This is a genomic window from Arthrobacter sp. PAMC25564 (assembly GCF_004798705.1).
In the GTDB taxonomy this organism is placed as follows: Bacteria; Actinomycetota; Actinomycetes; order Actinomycetales; family Micrococcaceae; genus Arthrobacter.
Map to the genome: position 1 here is coordinate 3,848,066 of NZ_CP039290.1, position 21,180 is coordinate 3,869,245.

At 64.5% G+C, this 21,180-nt stretch carries 14 protein-coding genes, 3 rRNA genes and 1 pseudogene; 9 read left to right on the forward strand and 9 right to left on the reverse strand.

The features are described 5' to 3' along the window. The first annotated feature begins 116 nt into the window (after positions 1–116). Entirely contained in the window at positions 117–1,469 is a 1,353-nt protein-coding gene (locus E5206_RS17790) for an MFS transporter (protein ID WP_136323648.1), read from the forward strand. A gap of 68 nt (positions 1,470–1,537) precedes the next feature. On the opposite strand, the gene E5206_RS17795 is transcribed toward E5206_RS17790, so the two are convergent. Both E5206_RS17795 and purN read right to left on the reverse strand, forming a co-directional pair. Then, on the reverse strand, positions 1,538–2,470 hold the full coding sequence (locus E5206_RS17795; RefSeq protein ID WP_136323649.1) for a hypothetical protein: 933 nt from the start codon (positions 2,468–2,470) through the stop codon (positions 1,538–1,540). Positions 2,471–2,626: 156 nt separating this feature from the next. Further along, the gene (gene purN / locus E5206_RS17800; protein WP_136323650.1) at positions 2,627–3,196 is read right to left on the reverse strand and encodes a phosphoribosylglycinamide formyltransferase; all 570 of its coding nucleotides are present in this window, start codon (positions 3,194–3,196) and stop codon (positions 2,627–2,629) included. A 39-nt stretch (positions 3,197–3,235) separates the two neighbouring features. Between purN and E5206_RS17805 the strand changes: the two genes are divergently transcribed. Beyond that, complete coding sequence (locus E5206_RS17805; protein WP_136323651.1) at positions 3,236–3,667, forward strand: hypothetical protein; 432 nt, start codon at positions 3,236–3,238, stop codon at positions 3,665–3,667. Positions 3,668–3,676: 9 nt separating this feature from the next. Here the strand turns inward: E5206_RS17805 and E5206_RS17810 are convergent, their stop codons facing one another. Next, a complete protein-coding gene (locus E5206_RS17810) occupies positions 3,677–5,005 on the reverse strand; it encodes a DUF6350 family protein (protein WP_136323652.1) in 1,329 nt (442 codons plus the stop codon). 162 nt (positions 5,006–5,167) lie between these two features. Here E5206_RS17810 and E5206_RS17815 point away from each other — a divergent pair, with 162 nt between their 5' ends. Beyond that, entirely contained in the window at positions 5,168–5,629 is a 462-nt protein-coding gene (locus tag E5206_RS17815; protein WP_136323653.1) for a DUF4383 domain-containing protein, read from the forward strand. Between the two features lie 292 nt (positions 5,630–5,921). Continuing rightward, the gene (locus E5206_RS17820; protein ID WP_136323654.1) at positions 5,922–6,785 is read left to right on the forward strand and encodes an HNH endonuclease; all 864 of its coding nucleotides are present in this window, start codon (positions 5,922–5,924) and stop codon (positions 6,783–6,785) included. Between the two features lie 62 nt (positions 6,786–6,847). Here E5206_RS17820 and E5206_RS17825 read toward each other — a convergent pair whose 3' ends face one another. Next, a complete protein-coding gene (locus tag E5206_RS17825) occupies positions 6,848–8,029 on the reverse strand; it encodes a phenylacetate--CoA ligase family protein (protein ID WP_240689820.1) in 1,182 nt (393 codons plus the stop codon). Positions 8,030–8,501: 472 nt separating this feature from the next. On the opposite strand from E5206_RS17825, the gene E5206_RS17830 reads away from it, so the two are divergent. The 5 genes from E5206_RS17830 (at position 8,502) to E5206_RS17850 (ending at position 13,407) form a co-directional block, all read left to right on the forward strand. Further along, on the forward strand, positions 8,502–9,938 hold the full coding sequence (locus E5206_RS17830) for a flotillin family protein (protein ID WP_136323656.1): 1,437 nt from the start codon (positions 8,502–8,504) through the stop codon (positions 9,936–9,938). Next, on the forward strand, positions 9,931–10,170 hold the full coding sequence (locus E5206_RS17835) for a hypothetical protein (RefSeq protein WP_136323657.1): 240 nt from the start codon (positions 9,931–9,933) through the stop codon (positions 10,168–10,170). The genes E5206_RS17830 and E5206_RS17835 overlap by 8 nt, the downstream gene beginning before the upstream one ends. A gap of 252 nt (positions 10,171–10,422) precedes the next feature. Beyond that, complete coding sequence (locus tag E5206_RS17840) at positions 10,423–11,592, forward strand: glycosyltransferase family 1 protein (RefSeq protein WP_136323658.1); 1,170 nt, start codon at positions 10,423–10,425, stop codon at positions 11,590–11,592. After that, the gene (locus E5206_RS17845) at positions 11,589–12,956 is read left to right on the forward strand and encodes a UDP-glucose/GDP-mannose dehydrogenase family protein (protein ID WP_136323659.1); all 1,368 of its coding nucleotides are present in this window, start codon (positions 11,589–11,591) and stop codon (positions 12,954–12,956) included. Before E5206_RS17840 ends, E5206_RS17845 begins: the two co-directional genes overlap by 4 nt. Positions 12,957–13,002: 46 nt before the next feature. Next, positions 13,003–13,407: a nuclear transport factor 2 family protein gene (locus E5206_RS17850; protein WP_136323660.1), complete on the forward strand. Its 405-nt coding sequence runs from the start codon at positions 13,003–13,005 to the stop codon at positions 13,405–13,407. Between the two features lie 53 nt (positions 13,408–13,460). Here E5206_RS17850 and E5206_RS17855 read toward each other — a convergent pair. The 5 genes and pseudogenes from E5206_RS17855 to E5206_RS17875 form a co-directional block, all read right to left on the reverse strand. Beyond that, positions 13,461–14,302: pseudogene (locus E5206_RS17855) on the reverse strand (SDR family NAD(P)-dependent oxidoreductase). 159 nt (positions 14,303–14,461) lie between these two features. Then, positions 14,462–14,578: ribosomal RNA gene (gene rrf / locus E5206_RS17860) — 5S ribosomal RNA — on the reverse strand. A 237-nt stretch (positions 14,579–14,815) separates the two neighbouring features. Continuing rightward, positions 14,816–17,942, reverse strand: a 23S ribosomal RNA gene (locus E5206_RS17865). Between the two features lie 563 nt (positions 17,943–18,505). Further along, a 16S ribosomal RNA gene (locus E5206_RS17870) occupies positions 18,506–20,029 on the reverse strand. The 16S, 23S and 5S rRNA genes sit together here, the layout of an rRNA operon. Positions 20,030–20,625: 596 nt before the next feature. Next, complete coding sequence (locus tag E5206_RS17875; RefSeq protein ID WP_136323661.1) at positions 20,626–21,093, reverse strand: hypothetical protein; 468 nt, start codon at positions 21,091–21,093, stop codon at positions 20,626–20,628. Between the last annotated feature and the right edge of the window lie 87 nt (positions 21,094–21,180).

Below are 21,180 nucleotides of genomic sequence, written 5' to 3' on the forward strand. Positions count from 1 at the left end.
GGTGGTGGGGATGGGGTCAGTTTATCGCGTCCCGGCGCCGGCCCTTCCCGCGCGCCGGAGTGTGAAGCACACCCGGGCCGCGCGCGGGCCACGTAGAGTTTTCACAGGAGGCCGAGATGAATACCTACACCACTGTGCCCAGCGGCGAACAGGTGGTCCAGGAACTGCCGTGGCGGTGGAAGGTCCAGGGCCGGATCTTCCTGATCGGCGGCCTGGGCTTCATGTTCGATGCCTGGGATGTGACCCTGAACGGCATCCTGATTCCGCTGCTGTCCAAGCACTGGTCCCTGGACCCCGGCGCCGCCGCCTGGATCGGCGCCTCGAACCTGATCGGTATGGCGCTGGGCGCCTTCGTCTGGGGCACCATCGCGGACACGATCGGGCGCAAGAAGGCCTTCACGGCCACGCTGCTGGTCTTCTCGCTCTTCACCGTGCTCGGCGCGTTCTCCCCCGACTTCCTCTGGTTCTGCGTGTTCCGGTTCCTGGCCGGCTTCGGCCTGGGCGGCTGCATCCCGGTGGACTACGCGCTGGTGGGTGAATTCACGCCCCGCAAGCAGCGCGGCCGGGTCCTCACCGCGATGGACGGCTGGTGGCCGGTGGGCGCCGCACTGTGCGGCTTCGTGTCCGCGGGGCTGATTGCGGCCTTCGCGGACTGGCGGCTGACCATGCTCGTGATGGTGATCCCGGCGCTGCTCGTGTTCTGGATCCGGCGCAGCGTGCCCGAGTCCCCGCTGTTCCTGATCCGCAAGGGCCGCCGCGGGGAGGCCGCAAGGGTGATCGATGACCTGGTCGCCGCGACCGGCGCCGAGCCGCGCGTCTACAGCCTGCCCGAGCCGCAGGACTCGCCGCGGCTCTCCGCCGGCAGCGCCTGGACCCAGCTGCGCCTGCTCTGGCAGTTCAACTGGAAGATCACGACGGCGGCCTGGTCCCTGTTCTTCAGCATCCTGCTCGTCTACTACCTGTCCCTGACCTGGATGCCCCGGATCCTGATCGGCGCCGGTTTCGAGGACTACCAGGCGTTCCTGACGACGGCGTCGATGTCCGCCGTCGGGCTCATCGGCGTGGTGGTGGCAGCCCTGCTGGTGGAGCGGGTGGGCCGGAAGTGGATCCTGGCCATCACCGGTCCGCTGTCCGCGCTGACCCTGGTGATCGTGGCGGTCGTGGTGGACATCCCGACGGCGGCCGTGTTCTGGCTGCTGGTGTTCGGCTTTGTCGTGCAGGTGGCCATCCCCGTGCTCTACGCGTACGTGTCGGAGCTGTACCCGACGGAGCTGCGCGGCTCGGGCTTCGGCTGGGCATCGACGTTTTCGCGGCTCGGGGCCGGCTTCGGTCCGTTGATCTTCGCGGCGGTCCTGTGGCCGCAGCTGGGCCTCGCGACGTCGTTCGCCCTGGCTGGCGGGCTGGTGCTGCTGAGCGTGCTGTGGATGGCGTTCTTCTCCCCCGAAACCAAGCAGCGCCGGCTCGAGTAGCGCCCTCTCTTCCCAACTGACTCGCAGCAGGGGCCGTTTTGAGCGTCCAGAACGGCCCCTGCTGCGAGTCAGTTGGGGTGCCAGCCGCGGCAGGCGAGAGCGGCGCGGACCTTGGCGACGGCGGCGCGCGCGTCGTTCTCCATGTGCCGTTTCGAGATCCGGACCAGGATCCAACCAGCGCCGCTGAAGTCCTCTTCCCTGGCGATGTCACGGATGACCTGGGCCGCCTCGGAATGCGCGGCACCCTCGTACTCCACAGCAACCCCGTGCTCCGGATAGGCAAGATCAGGTTGACGTACGACGCCGGAGCGCAGGACAGTGTCCACGTTCAGTTCCGGTTCCGGAAGTCCTGAACGGCAAAGCGCGAGCCGGAGCCTCGTCTCGGGGGCGGAATCCGCTCCGATCCGGGCCTGCTCCAAGGCGAGCCGCGCCTTGCGGATGCCGGGCGTGCCCTTGTGCCGGTCCAGCATCTCGGCCAGTTGCCCCGGAGTGGCATGAGGCTCCGTCCGGCTTTCAAACGCAGGCCGGGGATGCCGCAACAAGTGGTCCGCCACCACGGTCAGCTCGTCAATGCTCATCTTCCGGGCGCAGTCCAACCACGTTCGGGTCCGTGTGGTGACCAGCACGCCGTCGGTCGTGGTGATTTCGTCGGCGAAGAATTGCCCGACGTGGCCAATCACGCCCCTGCGCCGGGGTATTGCCATCGTGTCCGGACGGGAAATGTGGATGCCGGGGGCATCAGAGCCCGGGAGGAAGCCCGGAAACTCCCAGATCAGGAAGGCTGTCGCGTGGGAGGCCGCAGAGAATTGTGTGACCAGGGTGAGGGGCCGGGCATGGAGCTTCAGTTCAGCGGGGTGTTCGGATGGCAACCGGATCCCGCGGCTCGGAATGTGCAGGGAGCGATGCTTGAGCCTGCGCCGGCTGACCCCGGCGTCGACCGCCTCCTGGACTGTAAAGGGCGCCGAGCCGAGCGGCACCGGGAGCGGTCGGGGTGTCTTCATCGACCCATCGTCGCAAAGCCGAGGAGTGCCCCGGAGAGTTATCCACAGGACGCAGCCCGTGTGCCCAACTGACTCGCAGCAGGGGCCGTTTTAAGCGCTCAAAACGGCCCCTGCTGCGAGTCAGTTGGGTGGGTGGGCTACTTAGGGGTGGGCGGGCTACTTCTGGGCCGCGGCGAGGGAGGCCAGGGTGGACACCAGGAGCCGGCGCTCCACCACCTTGATGCGTTCGTGCAGCGACTCCTCGGTCTCGCCGTCCTCCACCGCCACGGCCTCCTGCGCGATGATGGGCCCGGTGTCCACCCCCGCGTCGGCCCAGTGCACCGTGCAGCCGGTGACCTTCACGCCGTATGCCAGGGCATCCCGGACCCCGTGGGCGCCGGGGAACGCGGGCAGCAGCGCCGGGTGCGTGTTGAGGTACCGGCCGCCGAACGCAGCAATGAAGTCCGCGCTGACAATCCGCATGAAGCCCGAGGACACCACCACATCCGGCGCGAAGGCGGCCACGGCCTCGGTGAGCGCGGCATTCCAGGCCGCACGGTCCGGGTAGGCCTTGAAGTCCACCACGAAGGTCGGGAATCCTGCGGCCGCCGAACGCTCGATCCCGAAGGTCCCCGGCCGGTCCGCGCCGACGGCGGCGATCTCGACGTCGAGCCTGCCCTCTTTCACGGCGTCGATGACGGCCTGGAGGTTCGAGCCGGTACCGGAGACGAGGACAACTATGCGCATCGTCCTAGCTTATGGGGCCGCTCGCGTAGGCTGGAAACCATGAATCCCCCGAAGGGCTTCGGCGACGGCCAGCGGAGCCAGCCAGTGCTCAGCGATGCGGCCAAAGCCTCGCTCTTGAAGACCCACACCCTGTTCCGCATCTTCGTCCTGACGGTCCTGGGCTCGGTCTTCGTCTTCCAGTTGGACATCAACTACCTGTGGCTGACCGCGATCCTGACGGCGGCGGGCATCGTGCTGGGCATCGTGGTGCTGATCCGGGCCCTGAAATATCGGGAATCCCGGCTCGTGCTCTTGGGGACGATTGCCGGGATGGTGGCCTCGGTGGTGATGGTCCTGGTGATCCTCGGCACCACGCTGTTCTTCAACCAGTTCCGGGACTTCCAGCAATGCGTGCGCCATGCCCTCACCCTGCAGGCCGCCTCGGAGTGCCGCACGCAGTTGCAGAATTCGATGCCCGGCCAACTGCATTAGCCGGGCCGGCTAATTGCTGGCGGACGCTTCGAGGTCCGCTTCGCGCAGTTTCTGCTGGCGTTCCAGCCAGGGCCCGGCCGTGTAGCCGATGACGACGCCGATTCCCGCCTCGGCTGCCACATACAGGGCCGTCCGCAGCGGGTCCGGGCCGATGTCCGTCAGCCGCCCGATGCCTGCGGAGCCGCGGGCCAGCCAGGCGAGTCCGGCGGCGAGCAGCCCGGCAACGCTGCCGATCATGGCGCCCAGGACGAGCGTGGACGCCGCGGCAGTGAACCAGCGGGCGCGGATCTTGATGGACAGCCATTCGTCGAAGTGGTTTTCGCCCTCGCGCAGGAACCACCAGCCGGCCAGTGCGCCGGCGAGCGCCGGCACCACGAGCCCCACGAAGCCGTAGTCCAGCGGACCGGACGGCAGCGCCGCGAACAGCGGAATGGATGGCAGCGGTCCGACGGCGGTTCCCAGCGCCCCGGCCTGCGAGCCCACGCCCAGGGCGAAGCCCGAGCCGGAGGTCCAGGCCAGCGCGAAGACCGCGAGGTTGGGCAGGAAGCCGAGCTGCGCGATGGTGAGGACGGCACCGCCCATGGCTCCGGCGTCGAGCCCCTCATAGACGGCGACCACCAGGTTCCAGTGGATGAAGATGTCGACGGCGAGCAGCAGGGCGGACATCGTGAGGCTGGCCATCAGCGCCACCGAGCCGGCCTTGATGGCGGAGCCCAGGTACGAGCCGGCCCAGCGCGAGTGCTGGCTGGTCCGGGAGATCCAGTCCACCGCGTCGACGCCGATCAGCCGGCTCCACGAGCCGGCCTCGCGGCGGGCCCCGATCACCATGCCGAGCGCGAACGGCACCACCGGGACCAGGCCGGCGGACCACAGGTTGATCCCGACGTCGGAGGTGCGGCAGATGAAGCCGGTGGTCAGCCCGAAGCCGGCGTACACCAGCCAGGAGCCGAGCAGCGCCTGCCAGAGCTGATCGGTGTAGGAGGCGCGGGCCAGCCGGCGGCCCGCACGCCAGGCCAGCAGGAACGGGATCAGGGTCAGCCCCAGGGGAATGAGGGAGAGCGTGCCCGGGCCCGGCTGCGCCGCGGCCCCGGCGGCGCCCGTGCCTGCGGTGTCAAGGAGCAGCGGGACTCCGTGGATCAGCAGCCAGGCCTGCCCGGCCAGCCGGGCCAGCACGTCGAAGCCGCCGTTCTGGAAGCCCGCCGTGGCCCACACAGCGACGATCGGGGCGGCCACCACGAGGGCCGAAATGACGGCTGCCTGCGCGGACTCGAGCGCCCCCTGCAGCCACAAGGGCATGGGAAGGCCACGTTCTCCGGTCTGATCAGCGCGCAGTTTCATCGTGTTCCATGGTGCCATGTGCGCGGCACGGCCACGGTTTCGACAGGCTTGGTCCCGGAATACCTGCGTTTTTCCCGAATCCGGTGCTTGCCCGCACGGGAGCTTTTTCCAGAGGGCCGCCGTAAAATTGGAATGTCCGCAATCAGTGGTTGGAGGCAGAAAATGACTACCGCATCCCCACATGCACATGGCGTTCACTTCGGACGGACTGATGTCCAGAACGTCGGCATGGGTGTGGGTATCGTCTTATTAGTCGTGGGTGTCCTGGGGTTCATTCCGGGTATCACCACGCAGTACAGCGAACTGAGGTTCTTCGGGCCTGATTCCAGGGCCATGTTCCTGAACCTCTTCCCGGTGTCGATGTTGCTGAATATCGTTCAGCTCGCCATCGGTGCTGCCGGCTGGACCATGTCCCGGAACGCCATGGGCTCCCGGAACTTCCTCATGGGCTTTGGCCTGCTGTACATCGTCCTTAGCGTTTACGGGCTCATTGTCGGCGTGGGGTCGGCGGCCAATTTCCTGTCGCTGAACACCCTGGACAACTGGACCTTTATGGTGCTGGGCCTGGCAATGGTTGGCGCCGGTTGGCTGATGTCGAGGCATCTGGCCGACGACGCACGGTAAACCCGGAAGCAAACACCGGGACAAAGGGAGCCGCGAATGAGTACCGTTTCATAGCAACTGAAAATTCGTACTACCTGCTGGTGCAGGCGCCTCGCGGAAACGCAGCGGCTGCACCAGCTTCTTTGTGCCAACTTCTTTGTGCCGACGGCGGCGGCCCGGCGACCGAGCCCGACGGCGGCGGCCAGGTGACCGAGCCCGGCAGTTTGCCACAAACGGCCGCTAAGCCCCACGGTTTAGCGGCCATTTTCGGCAACTCACAGGCCCCGGCCCGGCTCACTGGAACAATAGGCCCATGACCGCCATCATCCTGGGCTGGAACCCGGCCCGCTGGAACGATTGGAACTACGCGGCAGTCGTCGAACGGGTCGCCGCAACCGGGCTGTACCTGGAGCCATGGAGCGTCGGCCGCCACAAGGACATCGCTGCCGGCGCCGACGCTTGGCTGCTCCTGCAGGGGCGCCACGGGCGCGGGCTGATCGGGCACGGCGTCGTACTTTCGCAGCAACCGGAACCGGGGGCGCACCACTCCGAGCCCGGGAAGACGACGATGTACGTGACGGTGGCCTTCGATGCCCTCCTTCCCCTCGGCGAGCAGATCCCCGTCGATGTCCTTCAGGAGGAAGCGCCCGGGGTTCCGTGGGACGGAGTCTATGGCTCGGGTTTGGCCGTGGGGCCGTCCGAGGAGGCGAATATCCGTGCGCTCTGGAGCGAGTTCGGGCCGCCGCCGGGACCGGACCCCACCGAGCCCGTGCCGGGCACGTACCCGGAAGGGGCCGTCAGCAGGGTCGAAGTTAACCGCTACGAGCGAAGCCCGGAGGCCCGGCAGGCGTGCATCGCCTATCACGGCAGCAACTGCGCGGCCTGCGGATTCTCCTTCGAAGTCAGCTATGGCGAAGTCGGCAGGGATTTCATCCACGTCCACCACGTCGTCCCGGTGTCGCAACTCGGCGGCGGCTATCAGCTTGATCCGATCACGGACCTGGTGCCGCTCTGCGCCAACTGCCATGCCATGGCGCACCAGGGCGTGAGCACACCGAGGACCGTGGCGGAACTGCGCCGGATCATCGCCGGAGCCGGGTTCCTGGCCGGGGCAACGGTAAGCCCAGAGGAGCTGGAAGCGGAACGCGAAGCGCGTCGGATGCTGGAACAGCAGTAGCCCGGCTTCGGCGCTGCCGCCGCTCCGCTCCCCCGACGGCGCCCGGCGCTGCCGCAACACCCTCAAGCGGACCAGACCTGCCGGAACTTGCCGCTGGGGTCCGGCCGGGGAAGCGTATCTTCATGTTCTATGGCAACCGTGTCCGCCCCCTGGGCCGCGAAGAACCCGCCCAGCCGCTCATCCACTGCCCTCCGCACTTCGGCCAGGGCTGCGCCCGGCCACGTCTCCAGCCGCACGGCCAGCGTTGCCGGCCCGGTCCGGATCGCCTGGAACCGGCGCACTCCGGCGGTCTCCTCGATCACCGTGCCCAGTGCCAGCGGCAGCACCGTCACCGCGCCGCCGTCGGGCGCCCTGAAGGAAAGAAGGTCCCCGGCGCGGCCTTCGACGCTCACAACGGGAAAGGGGCTGCCGCAGGAGCAGGGCTCCGCAGCAAGCCTTACCCGGTCCCCAAGGTCGTAGCGGATCAGCGGCTGGACCCGGTTGGCGAGGCCCGTGACGAGCACCGTATGGGAGGTGACACCGGCCGGGACTGGACGGTAGTCCGCGTCCACCGGCTCCATGATGTACCAGTCCGCGTTGACATGGAACGAGCCGTGGCGGCACCGGCTGGTCAGGGCAGGGACCTCAGATGAAAGATACCGTTCGGTGATGCGGCAGCCGAGCGCCGATTCGATCTCCGCACGCCCGTTCTCGGACAGGTTCTCGCCTGAACTGATTGCCAGGATGGGACGGATCCGTAACCGTCCGGCCTTTTGCTCCGCGGCCAACTGGAGCATCGCACTCGGGTAGCCGTAAAGCGCCGTTGGTTTGAAGTCGTTGAGTTCCGCCACCAGCTCCGGAAGTGGCCTGAGCACCGAGAAGACCCGTACCCGCCGGGCGATGGCGGGGCTGCGCCGCCGCGCGGATTCCGTCAGCACCACGCCCGCGAAATGGCCGCCGCCCGCAATGAGGGCCGCCGCCCGTAGCCCTTGCCGAAGAAAAGCCCGCACCTCCTGGGCCCGGACCAGGGTCCGACGCTCGCGGACCCGGACCAGGATGTTCGCCACAGCCCATGAGGACCGGTCGTGAAGCAGCACGGCGGGCTCCCCACTCGTCCCGGATGTGGTGACCACCAGGTACTTCCCGCGGTAGCAGCTCCCCAGCCGGGACAGGTCGGAGAGCCAGTCCGATTTCAGCGCAGCCAGCGTGATGTGCGGGTCCGTCACCCAGTCGTCGAAGTTTTCCATCAGCTCCCGCTTGCCCACCCATGGAAGCTGACACGGGTCCGTGACGCTCTCCGCCACGTCCCGATACAACTTGCGGTAAAAGGGCGACGCCGACCGCGCAAATTCTACGAGTTCGGCAAGCCGGGCCTGCTGCCGGCGGGCGATCGCGTCTGCGCCTCCGTGCCCAGCCCGCCAGGCGTCCCACGCGATCCCGAACACTCCGGATCCGACACGCATCGCGAATCACCTCTCCGGGGCCGCCCACGGTCCCATGCCCACCCTTCCACGGCGGCAGGCGCCTTAACAAGGGCTTTGGTCCCCGGCCGGCCGGCGTCCGGCGGCATCGTGTCCCCGAATCGCTGGACTTCCCGGCAGGGAGCGCATCAGACTGTCTACAACAGCTGGCTTCGCGGCCCCGCAATTCCGCATTCGAGTCCAGCCGGGTTCTATCAGCGGCAATGTTGGGGGCCTTGCCGCAATGCCTTTTCCATCGTCGCGAAAGGACCTGGTCATGCCGGACTTCTCAGCCTTCTTCCCGCTCATTTCCGTGCTCATTGGGGCGGTCATCATCATCGCCGTCGTTTGGGTGGCAACCAAGCTGATGTGGAAGGTGGCTGAGCCCAACGAGGCCCTCATCATCTCCGGGCTGACGCGGGGCACGCTGGACACCAGGGAGGGAATGGACTTCAAGATCGTAACCGGCAAAGGAGCCCTGGTGCTGCCCGGGCTCCAGACGGTGAGGACCCTGTCGCTGACGCTGAATGAAACCGAGCTCAAGGTTTCCTGCGTGACGTCGCAAGGCATCCAGGTGATTGTCGAAGGCGTCGTCATTTACAAGATCGGTGACGCCCCGCCCTTCATCGCCAATGCGGCGCGGCGCTTCCTCGGCCAGCAGCCCAAAATGGAAAGCCAGGTCTACAACGTTTTTGAAGGGCACCTGCGCTCGATCATCGGCAGCATGACCATGGAGGAAATCATCCGCGAGCGCGACAAGCTGGCGTCGCAGGTCCGCGGCGCCAGCGGCATTGAAATGGAAAAGCTCGGCCTCGTGGTCGACTCACTGCAGATCAAGGACCTGCAGGATCCCACCGGCTACATCCAGAACATCGCCAAGCCACACATTGCCCAGGTCAAGATGGAGGCCCGCATCGCCGAGGCCACCCGGAACCGGGAGGCGGCGGAAAAGGAAGCCGAGGCAGAGGCGCTGATTGCCGATGCCCAGAGCGTCTCCGCGATCCGGCAATCCATGGCGCTGGCCAATGCCGAGAAAGCCAAGGCCAATGCGGCCCAGGCCGGTCCGCTGGCCGACGCAACTGCCCGCCAGCAGGTCGTCGTCCAGGAAACCGAGGTGGCCAAGCTCGAGGCGGACCGTGAGGAGCAGAAGCTCCAGACCACCGTCCGCAAGCCCGCCGATGCCAAGGCCTACGCCAAGCGCACCGACGCCGAAGGCCAGAAATCCGCCGACATCAGTGCCGCCGAGGCACTCGCCCGGCGCACGGAACTCGAAGCCCAGGCCAATGCCCGGCGGACCGAGCTCCAAGCCCAGGCCAACGCGACGGCGGCGGCAGCCGCGGCGGGAGCCACCCGCGTCACCGGCGAAGCCGAGGCGGCAGCCACGAAGGCCCGCGGTGACGCTGCTGCCTCCGCCATCAAGGCCAAGGCCCTGGCCGAGGCCGACGGTATCAAGGCACGGGCTGAAGCGCTCGGGACCAACCAGGAAGCCGTCATCTCCCAGCAATTGGCCGAGAACATGCCGGCGATCATCGCGGCCGCGGCCGAGCCCTTTGCCCATGTCGGCCAGTTCACGGTCCTCAACGGCGGAGAAGGCATCAACCGGATGATCGGCGGGATTCTGGCACAGGTGGGCGACTACCTCCCGGCCCTCCGTACCGCCCTCAAGAGCGGCAAGGAAGCGACAAAACAGCCGCCGAAAGCCCCTGATGCATAGAGAAGTTGACCGGAGCCTCACCGGCAGGATCGGACGGGTGACCGGACGGATCGCGCCGGGCACCATCGGCGAAGTCATGCTGCCGTTCCTCGGCGGCACCAGCGCCTTCCACGCCCACCCCTTCGACAAGACCAGCGTCTTTACGGTGGGCGAGAAGGTCCTGGTCATCTACTACGAGCCGCCCCAGACGGTCTACGTCGATGCACTCCCGGACGTCCTCAAGAAGGACTAGCAGCCGCTCCGGAGCTCACGGCCGGGCACGCCACACCGAGTCCGGCCGAGTGCCGCAGGCGGCGATTTGCCACAGACGGCCGCTATAGGGTCGGCTTAGCGGCCATTCCTGGCGAATCGCGGGCCGCGCGGCCGCTGCGGCGCGGCCGGACCCCGTCCGACCCGCTCGCCGGGCCCTCCTGTTAACCCACTCTTCCCTTCGCTGTCACGCCCCCTCCCCCCTCCCGACAGCCGCCCCGCGCACCGTGGAGGGGTGAGGATCGCAATTGTGGCCGAATCATTCCTGCCGCTGATGAACGGGGTAACACACTCGATTCTGCGGGTCCTGGAGCATCTTCAGGAGCGCGGGGACGAGGTGCTGGTGATCGCGCCGTCCACGCAGGACACTGATGTCCCTGCGGAAGTGTTCGGCGCGTACGTCCACCGGCTGCCCTCGGTGCCGCTGGCCGGGTACGCGAATGTGCGGGTGGCGTTGGGCGGTGTCTATCGGGTCAAGCGAATCCTTGCCGATTACGCACCGGACGTCGTCCACCTGGCGTCCCCGTTTGTGCTCGGCTGGCGGGCGGCGCAGGCCGCGCACCAGCTGGGGATCCCCACCGTTGCCATCTACCAGACCGAGGTTCCCGGGTACGCCGGACGTTACGGCGTCCCGTTCCTGGAGAACTGGGCCTGGAACCGGGTGGAGCACATCCACCTGCTGGCATCCCGGACCCTCGTGCCCTCGACTTTTGCGCGGAACCAGCTCCGCGGCCGCGGCATTCCGCGGGTGGACATGTGGCGGCGCGGCGTGGACACGCAACGGTTCAGTCCGGCGAAGCGCGACGGCGGCTGGCGGGCCGCCGTCGCGCCGGACGGCGAGCGGATCATCGGCTATGTCGGCCGCCTCGCGGTCGAGAAACAGGTGGAAGACCTGGCGGTGCTGGCGGATATCCCCGGGACCCGGCTGGTGATCGTCGGCGACGGACCGCAGCGGGCGGCCCTGGAGGCTTCGCTGCCGGACGCGGTGTTCACCGGTTTCCTCGGCGGCGAGGAACTGGCCCGGGCAGTGGCGTCCTTCGACCTGTTCGTGCACCCCGGCGAGTTCGAGACCTTCTGCCAGACCATCCAGGAAGCCATGGCATCGGGTGTTCCGGTGGTGGCCACGGGCCGCGGCGGCCCGCTGGACCTCGTCGAGAACTCCCGCACCGGCTGGTTGTACGAGCCGGGCGACCTGTCCGCGCTGCGGGCCCGGGTGATGGACCTGATCGGAGACGACGCCAAGCGCCGGGCGTTCGCGGCCGCGGCGCACGCCTCGGTCCAGGGCCGGACGTGGTCCGCGCTCGGCGCCGAGCTGGTCCGGCACTACAAGGCAGTCATCGCCGGCGAGGCGGGCGGCCGGGATCCCGGAACCCGAAGCGAATCCCCAGAAGGAGTCACCCTATGAAAATTTCCGTGATCGGCTGCGGTTACCTCGGGGCCGTGCACGCGGCCACCCTGGCGTCGATGGGCCACACCGTCGTGGGCATCGACGTCGACGCAGCCAAGGTGGCGCAGCTGCAGCGTGGCGTCGCACCCTTCTTCGAGCCCGGGCTCGAGGAACTCCTGCTGGACGGCCGGGCCACCGGCCGGCTCAGCTTCTCCACGGATTTCGCTGCAGCGGCCGGCGCCCGGCTGCACTTCCTCTGCGTGGGAACCCCGCAGTCCAAGACCTCCGACGGCGCCGACCTCAGCTACCTCGTCGCCGCCACGGAGGCGCTGCTCCCCTACCTGGCCCCGCGGGCCGCCGTCGTGGGCAAGTCCACCGTTCCGGTGGGCACGGTGGACATGCTCAGCGGGGTGCTGTCGCCCCGGCCGGATGTGCTGCTGGGCTGGAACCCCGAATTCCTGCGCCAGGGCACCGCGGTCAAGGACACCCTCGTGCCGGACCGGCTCGTCTACGGCGTCCCCGCGGTCAATGGCGATGCCGTCACCGCCGCCCTCGACGCCGTCTACGAACCCCTGCTGGCCGCCGGGATTCCGCGGCTCGTCTGCAACTTCGCCACCGCGGAACTGATCAAGTCGGCGTCGAACGCGTATCTGGCCACCAAGCTGAGCTTCATCAACGCCATGTCCGAGCTCTGCGACGCCTCCGGCGCGGATGTGACCCAGCTGGCCGGGGCGATGGGCCTGGATCCGCGGATCGGCAGCCGGTACCTGCATGCCGGGCTGGGGTTCGGGGGCGGCTGCCTGCCCAAGGACATCCGCTCGCTCCGGGTCCAGGCCGCGGCCCTGGGCGTGCCGTCGGTGGACCGCTGGATGGAGGTGGTGGACTCCGTCAACCAGGACCAGCGCTCCCGCACCGTGGAGCTGGCGCGGGAACTGTGCGGGGGCCAGCTCGGCGGCCGCCGCGTCACCGTGCTCGGCGCCGCCTTCAAGCCGGACACCGACGACATCCGGGACTCCCCCGCCCTCGACGTCGCCCAGCAGCTCGCCGCTGCCGGCGCGCACGTCACGGCCACGGACCCGGCGGCCGTCAACAATGCCTGGCTGCGCTACCCGCAGCTGCGCTTCGAGCCCTCCACCCGTCACGCGCTGGAGGGCGCGGAACTCGTGCTGCTGCTGACCGAATGGGACGAGTACGCCTCGCTCTGCCCGGCAGCCGCCGGAGACCTCGTACGACGCCGGACGCTGCTGGACGCCCGCAACGCCCTGGACGCTTCCGCCTGGGAAGCGGAAGGCTGGACCATCCGCGGCCTGGGCCGAGGGCCCGCACGCGTGCCGGCCCGCCGCGGCGGGGATAAGATTCGGATATCCCTGACGCCGCAATAAGTCGGCGCCGTCGGGCCGATATCTTGTGAGTCAGAAAGTGGTAACAATGCGCCTTGAAGAGGTCCTCGAACAGTTTCGCGACGCCGCGAATCAGTTTGCCAAAGGCGATCCGGAACCCGCCAAAGCCGTCTTTTCCCACGGCGCGGACGTGTCCCTGGCCAACCCTTGGGGCCCTCCGGTGGTGGGCTGGAAGAAAGTCTCTGCGGCCCTGGACGCCGCGGCGGCCCGGTTCCGGGACGGGACCGTCACCAGCGTCGATCCCCTGACCCGGCATGTCACGCCCAATCTCGCGTGCTTCCTCGACGTCGAACACTGGCAGGCCAGGATCGGCGGCGGGGATGAGATTTCGTCCCTGGATCTGCGGGTGACCAGCATTTACCGCCCCGAAGGCACCACGTGGGCCCTCGTGCACCGGCACGCGGACCCGATCACCACGCCCCAGGGAGCCTGACCCGCCAGCCAACGCGCTCGACGAGATCACGGGTCTTGGAGCTCCCCTCGGTTCTACCGTTCGAGCTTGTCGCGATCCTGGCTCACCATCGCCTCGCTGCGGTCCCAGAGCTCCCGCGCGAGGTCCGCGTCGTAGGCCTGCCTGTTCGCCTTCGCCAGCGCCCGCTTGGCGTAATAGGCGCCGGAGACCCAGTCCTGACCCGGTGTGGCCGTGGCGAGCCAGACCAGGGTGTCCGCGCCCTGCTCCGGGGTAAGCATAAAGCGGTTCAGGAAGCTCCGGTAGGCAAAGCGGAACGGGCTGCCGGTTTCGGCGGCAAAATTCGTGGCGACCACCCCGGGGTGGAAGGCCGCCGTCGAGATTCCTGCCGCGTGGTAGCGGTGGTGTAGCTCGGCCGTGAAGAGGATGTTGGCCAGCTTGGCGTTGCCGTAGGCCCGCTTGGCCGAGTATGCCCGGGCCGTTTCGAGGTCGTCGATGTCCAGCTTGCCGTAGGCGCTGTTGGCCGCGCTGGAGGTGTTGATCACGGTGGCGTTGCTGGCGGTGAGCACGTCCATCAGTTCGGTGGTCAGCAGGAACGGGGCGAGGTGGTTGACCTGGAACGTCTTCTCGTGGCCGTCCATCGTGAGCCCGCGCGGCCCCATGATCCCGCCGGCGTTGTTGGCCAGGACGTCGATCCGCGGGTACTTCTCCTTCAGTTGCGCGGCGAGGCTGCGGACCTGGGCCAGCTCGGCGAAATCGCTGACGAAGTAGTCCGCGCCGATCTCTGCTGCGATCCGCCCGGTCTTTTCCGCGGAACGCCCGACGACGACGACCCGCTCCCCTGTTTGCTCAGGGCCCGCGCGGCGGACGCGCCGATGCCGTCGCTGGCGCCGGTGATAACAATGGTCCGTACGGTCATGGAGAGTCCTTTGAGCAGAAGCAGCAACTGGGCTTGTCAGAATCGAGCCTACCGAACCACAACGACGCCGGGATGGGCAATGTTTCCTATGTGGATTTCGGGGTTAAATGCGGGAGAGCCCCAACCGTGTGGTTGGGGCTCTCGACCGTGTTAATGGTTGTCCGGCGGTGTCCTACTCTCCCACACCCTCCCGGGTGCAGTACCATCGGCGCTGTGGGTCTTAGCTTCCGGGTTCGGAATGGGACCGGGCGTTTCCCCCACGCTATGACCGCCGTAACCCTTGCTCCGCACCTGGCACCCTGGTGGGTGTGGTGGGAAATCTGTGGTTACAACCTGTCCGCTGCATGTGTGTGCAGTGGTGGTGTTGTTGTGTTGTGGTGGTGTTCCCTGGTGCAACGTGCCCGTGGTGCGGGTTTGTTGTTTGGGAACCACATAGTGGACGCAAGCAGTCTTGTTTCTTTGTACTCTCTTCATGGTGTGAGCGTCTTTTGAATCCGTTCACGAAGAGAGTGTGTGGTGTAAGTTATCGGCCTATTAGTACCGGTCAGCTTCAACAGTCTTTAGTCCTGTCTTCCACGTCCGGCCTATCAACCCAGTGGTCTGGCTGGGGGCCTCTCACACACAAGGTGTATGGAAATCTCATCTCGAAGCGAGCTTCCCGCTTAGATGCTTTCAGCGGTTATCCCATCCGAACGTAGCTAATCAGCGGTGCACTTGGCAGTACAACTGACACACCAGAGGTTCGTCCGTCCCGGTCCTCTCGTACTAAGGACAGCCCTTCTCAAATTTCCTGCGCGCGCAGCGGATAGGGACCGAACTGTCTCACGACGTTCTAAACCCAGCTCGCGTACCGCTTTAATGGGCGAACAGCCCAACCCTTGGGACCTACTCCAGCCCCAGGATGCGACGAGCCGACATCGAGGTGCCAAACCATGCCGTCGATATGGACTCTTGGGCAAGATCAGCCTGTTATCCCCGAGGTACCTTTTATCCGTTGAGCGACGGCCATTCCACAATGTACCGCCGGATCACTAGTCCCGACTTTCGTCCCTGCTCGAGATGTCTCTCTCACAGTCAAGCTCCCTTGTGCACTTACACTCGACACCTGATTGCCAACCAGGCTGAGGGAACCTTTGGGCGCCTCCGTTACTTTTTAGGAGGCAACCGCCCCAGTTAAACTACCCATCAGGCACTGTCCCTGACCCGGATTACGGGCCGAAGTTAGATGTCCAAAGTGACCAGAGTGGTATTTCAACGATGACTCCACCCGGACTGGCGTCCGGGCTTCCACGTCTCCCACCTATCCTACACAAGCCACTCCGAACACCAATACCAAACTATAGTAAAGGTCTCGGGGTCTTTCCGTCCTGCTGCGCGTAACGAGCATCTTTACTCGTACTGCAATTTCGCCGAGTTTATGGTTGAGACAGCGGGGAAGTCGTTACTCCATTCGTGCAGGTCGGAACTTACCCGACAAGGAATTTCGCTACCTTAGGATGGTTATAGTTACCACCGCCGTTTACTGGGGCTTGAATTCTCAGCTTCGCCTTGCGGCTAACCGGTCCTCTTAACCTTCCAGCACCGGGCAGGAGTCAGTCCGTATACATCGTCTTGCGACTTCGCACGGACCTGTGTTTTTAGTAAACAGTCGCTTCCCCCTGGTCTCTGCGGCCCCTGCACGCTCCGGACAGCTTGTGTCCATCACGCTGGGGGCCCCCCTTCTCCCGAAGTTACGGGGGCATTTTGCCGAGTTCCTTAACCATAATTCTCTCGATCGCCTTAGTATTCTCTACCTGATCACCTGTGTCGGTTTGGGGTACGGGCGGCTAAAACCTCGCGTCGATGCTTTTCTCGGCAGCATAGGATCACCGGATCCCCCCGTGAGGGGGTCCCATCGGGTCTCAGGCATCATGAACGGCGGATTTGCCTACCGTTCGCCCTACATCCTTAGACCGGGGCAACCATCGCCCGGCCCGGCTACCTTCCTGCGTCACACCTGTTAATACGCTTGCCTCCCAGGATCAGGTCCCGCGCTCCACCAAAACCCTCACACCACAAGGGCGGTCGGGCAGGTCTCGGGCGGTTAGTATCCCCTGTTCAGCATGGGCGGTTTTTCGCCGGTACGGGAATATCAACCCGTTGTCCATCGACTACGCCTGTCGGCCTCGCCTTAGGTCCCGACTTACCCAGGGCAGATTAGCTTGACCCTGGAACCCTTGATCATTCGGCGGACGGGTTTCTCACCCGTCTTTCGCTACTCATGCCTGCATTCTCACTCGTGTAGGCTCCACCGCTGGTTTACACCGCGACTTCACTGCCCACACGACGCTCCCCTACCACTCCAGACACCTGAACCACGAAGGCTAGGCACTTGTCTGAAATCCACAACTTCGGCGGTGTACTTGAGCCCCGCTACATTGTCGGCGCGGAATCACTTGACCAGTGAGCTATTACGCACTCTTTTAAGGATGGCTGCTTCTAAGCCAACCTCCTGGTTGTCTTCGCAACTCCACATCCTTTCCCACTTAGCACACGCTTAGGGGCCTTAGTTGGTGGTCTGGGCTGTTTCCCTCTCGACTATGAAGCTTATCCCCCACAGTCTCACTGCTGCGCTCTCACTTACCGGCATTCGGAGTTTGGCTGACGTCAGTAACCTTGTAGGGCCCATTAGCCATCCAGTAGCTCTACCTCCGGTAAGAAACACGCAACGCTGCACCTAAATGCATTTCGGGGAGAACCAGCTATCACGAAGTTTGATTGGCCTTTCACCCCTACCCACAGCTCATCCCCTCCATTTTCAACTGAAGTGGGTTCGGTCCTCCACGACGTCTTACCGTCGCTTCAACCTGGCCATGGGTAGATCACTTCGCTTCGGGTCTAGATCACGCCACTGCAACGCCCTGTTCAGACTCGCTTTCGCTACGGCTTCCCCACACGGGTTAACCTCGCGACGTAACACTAACTCGCAGGCTCATTCTTCAAAAGGCACGCCGTCACCAGAATCAGACTGGCTCCGACGGATTGTAAGCACACGGTTTCAGGTACTGTTTCACTCCCCTCCCGGGGTACTTTTCACCTTTCCCTCACGGTACTGGTCCGCTATCGGTCATTAGGGAGTATTTAGGCTTATCAGGTGGTCCTGACAGATTCACACGGGATTTCTCGGGCCCCGTGCTACTTGGGATACTCTCCAGGCGGTATGACAACATTTCGGTTACGGGGCTCACACCCTCTCTGGCCGGCCTTTCAAGACCGTTCACCTATGCCCACACTTCGCACCTCACCAGTCCGGCAGAACTGGTACGGAAAGTCCCACAACCCCGACCATGCAACGCCCGCCGGCTATCACACATGGAACGGTTTAGCCTGATCCGCGTTCGCTCGCCACTACTGACGGAATCACTATTGTTTTCTCTTCCTGCGGGTACTGAGATGTTTCACTTCCCCGCGTTCCCTCCACACACCCTATGTGTTCAGATGCGGGTCACCAGGCAGCTCGCGCCCCTGGCGGGGTTTCCCCATTCGGACACCCTGGGATCACAGTCCGGTTATCGACTCCCCCAGGCTTATCGCAGATTCCTACGTCCTTCTTCGGCTCCTAATGCCAAGGCATCCACCGTGTGCTCTTAAAAACTTGACCACAAAAGATCAAAAACGCTATTTTCGAGAGAACCACGGAAACCACACCGCCACCAGCCACACCCCCGAAGAGGCACAACCACGCAACGGCACAGATCCAGGTTCATATTCTTGGAAATTGCTTCTTATAAAAGATGCTCGCGTCCACTATGTAGTTCTCAAACAACAACCCCGTACCACACACCCCACACACCAGCCCCGCCAAAGCAGGAACCGGAACCGTGTGATCGGTGCAGCCAGGAAACCAGAAACAAACAAACCCACACCACACCCCGCCCGCCCCCACAAGGGAACAAACAGACATGCGGCATGGCCCTGTTGCCTCAGGACCCAACAGTGTGCCAAACACTACCCGGCGGACCATCCCGGCGAGCGTTCCAGGACAGGACACCCCGAAGGGAACCCGTCCGTACTAGCTGCCGGCCTGTGCCGCCAGGCACCTATCTGCTGATATTCCACCCGTGAGCACCCGCCGCAGAACAATCGCCTGCGCAACGGGCCTACTCCTGACAACCCCTGAACACCCGCATACACGGGGCACGGAAAGTTGTAGGTGCTCCTTAGAAAGGAGGTGATCCAGCCGCACCTTCCGGTACGGCTACCTTGTTACGACTTAGTCCCAATCGCCAGTCCCACCTTCGACAGCTCCCTCCCACAAGGGGTTAGGCCACCGGCTTCGGGTGTTACCAACTTTCGTGACTTGACGGGCGGTGTGTACAAGGCCCGGGAACGTATTCACCGCAGCGTTGCTGATCTGCGATTACTAGCGACTCCGACTTCATGGGGTCGAGTTGCAGACCCCAATCCGAACTGAGACCGGCTTTTTGGGATTAGCTCCACCTCACAGTATCGCAACCCTTTGTACCGGCCATTGTAGCATGCGTGAAGCCCAAGACATAAGGGGCATGATGATTTGACGTCGTCCCCACCTTCCTCCGAGTTGACCCCGGCAGTCTCCTATGAGTCCCCGCCATCACGCGCTGGCAACATAGAACGAGGGTTGCGCTCGTTGCGGGACTTAACCCAACATCTCACGACACGAGCTGACGACAACCATGCACCACCTGTGAACCGGCCGCAAGCGGGGCACCTGTCTCCAGATGTTTCCAGTCCATGTCAAGCCTTGGTAAGGTTCTTCGCGTTGCATCGAATTAATCCGCATGCTCCGCCGCTTGTGCGGGCCCCCGTCAATTCCTTTGAGTTTTAGCCTTGCGGCCGTACTCCCCAGGCGGGGCACTTAATGCGTTAGCTACGGTACGGAGAACGTGGAATGTCCCCCACACCTAGTGCCCAACGTTTACGGCATGGACTACCAGGGTATCTAATCCTGTTCGCTCCCCATGCTTTCGCTCCTCAGCGTCAGTTAATGCCCAGAGACCTGCCTTCGCCATCGGTGTTCCTCCTGATATCTGCGCATTTCACCGCTACACCAGGAATTCCAGTCTCCCCTACATCACTCTAGTCTGCCCGTACCCACCGCAGATCCGGAGTTGAGCCCCGGACTTTCACGGCAGACGCGACAAACCGCCTACGAGCTCTTTACGCCCAATAATTCCGGATAACGCTTGCGCCCTACGTATTACCGCGGCTGCTGGCACGTAGTTAGCCGGCGCTTCTTCTGCAGGTACCGTCACTTTCGCTTCTTCCCTACTGAAAGAGGTTTACAACCCGAAGGCCGTCATCCCTCACGCGGCGTCGCTGCATCAGGCTTGCGCCCATTGTGCAATATTCCCCACTGCTGCCTCCCGTAGGAGTCTGGGCCGTGTCTCAGTCCCAGTGTGGCCGGTCACCCTCTCAGGCCGGCTACCCGTCGTCGCCTTGGTGAGCCATTACCTCACCAACAAGCTGATAGGCCGCGAGTCCATCCAAAACCACAATAAAGCTTTCCACCCCCCACCATGCGATGAGGAGTCATATCCGGTATTAGACCCAGTTTCCCAGGCTTATCCCAGAGTTAAGGGCAGGTTACTCACGTGTTACTCACCCGTTCGCCACTAATCCCCCCACAAGTGAGGTTCATCGTTCGACTTGCATGTGTTAAGCACGCCGCCAGCGTTCATCCTGAGCCAGGATCAAACTCTCCGTTGAAGTAAAACAAAAACAGACACAACCAACAGGCCCACGGGAAAACGCGGACCCAGGCTGCACAAAATTTGAAACCAGCTGTAAAAACCAGACCACACCACGGGGTGGCGGATCCAGTCAATTCAACCAATCCAATACAATAAATTGGTATCAACAAACTTGGCACACTATTGAGTTCTCAAACAACAGACACACCCGGCACCACCCGGACCACACGGTCCAGGATCGCTCCGGAGCAACCTAACAAACTTACCCGAACCCGGAAAACAAAGCAAATCAACGTTTCCGCAATCCGCACCCTCCCGGGAAGGCCCCCACCCGCATCCGGCACACACAAAGTGCGCCATTTTCCAGGCTGTTCATCAAGGGGGTCGGTCGCTATCTTTCCGCATCAGCGGCGGCGACTCGAATGACTTTACACGCCCCACGCACCCCGCGCAAATCCACCCGAAGTGGCGGTGCAAGGCAATAAATTCCCCGGATTGGCGGGGGCTACGGCCCCGGGTACCCCTCCTGCGGGCTGCGCACAGGCCCGGGCGCTTTGTGTGGAGCGCATCACAGCAACGGCCCTCGTGTGGCCGGGATCCTGTGTCGGGAAGTCAGCGGGACGGCAGCTCGTCCATGAAGGCCACCTGGGCCGTGTATTGGTGATACAGCTTCAGTGCATCGTCAATGGCGATGTGGCCAAAGCTCAAAGTATCCTGCAACCCTTCCAGCTGCGCCTTGCAGGTCTCCGCTGCGCTGACCCGGTCCGCCAAGGAATGTGAATTGGCGAAATTCGTGGCCAGTGCCGCGGCGACGGACAACAGGACAGCCCCTAGGCACAGGACGCGCCACACCACCGAACTGTCTGCCAACGAGAAGATCCCCTGCACTGCTTGGGTGAATCCGGTGCCCCCGGCTGCCGGGCCGGCGGTGAGCATGGCGGCAAGGGCGCTGCCCACGATGCTGATGTTGGCGAGCTTGTTCCGTCGGGGCCGCTCCCGTCCCAGATAGGAGCGGACGACTTTTTGCTTCTGTTCGATGCGGGCGGCGAGCAATTGACGTGTATCCGGTGATTCATCCATGAGCTGGTACCAGCCTCCCTCGCCGATGGTGCCAGCCTCAGAATCCCACCGCCCCGCTTTCGTGTCCAGACTCGTTGAGTGTCCAGG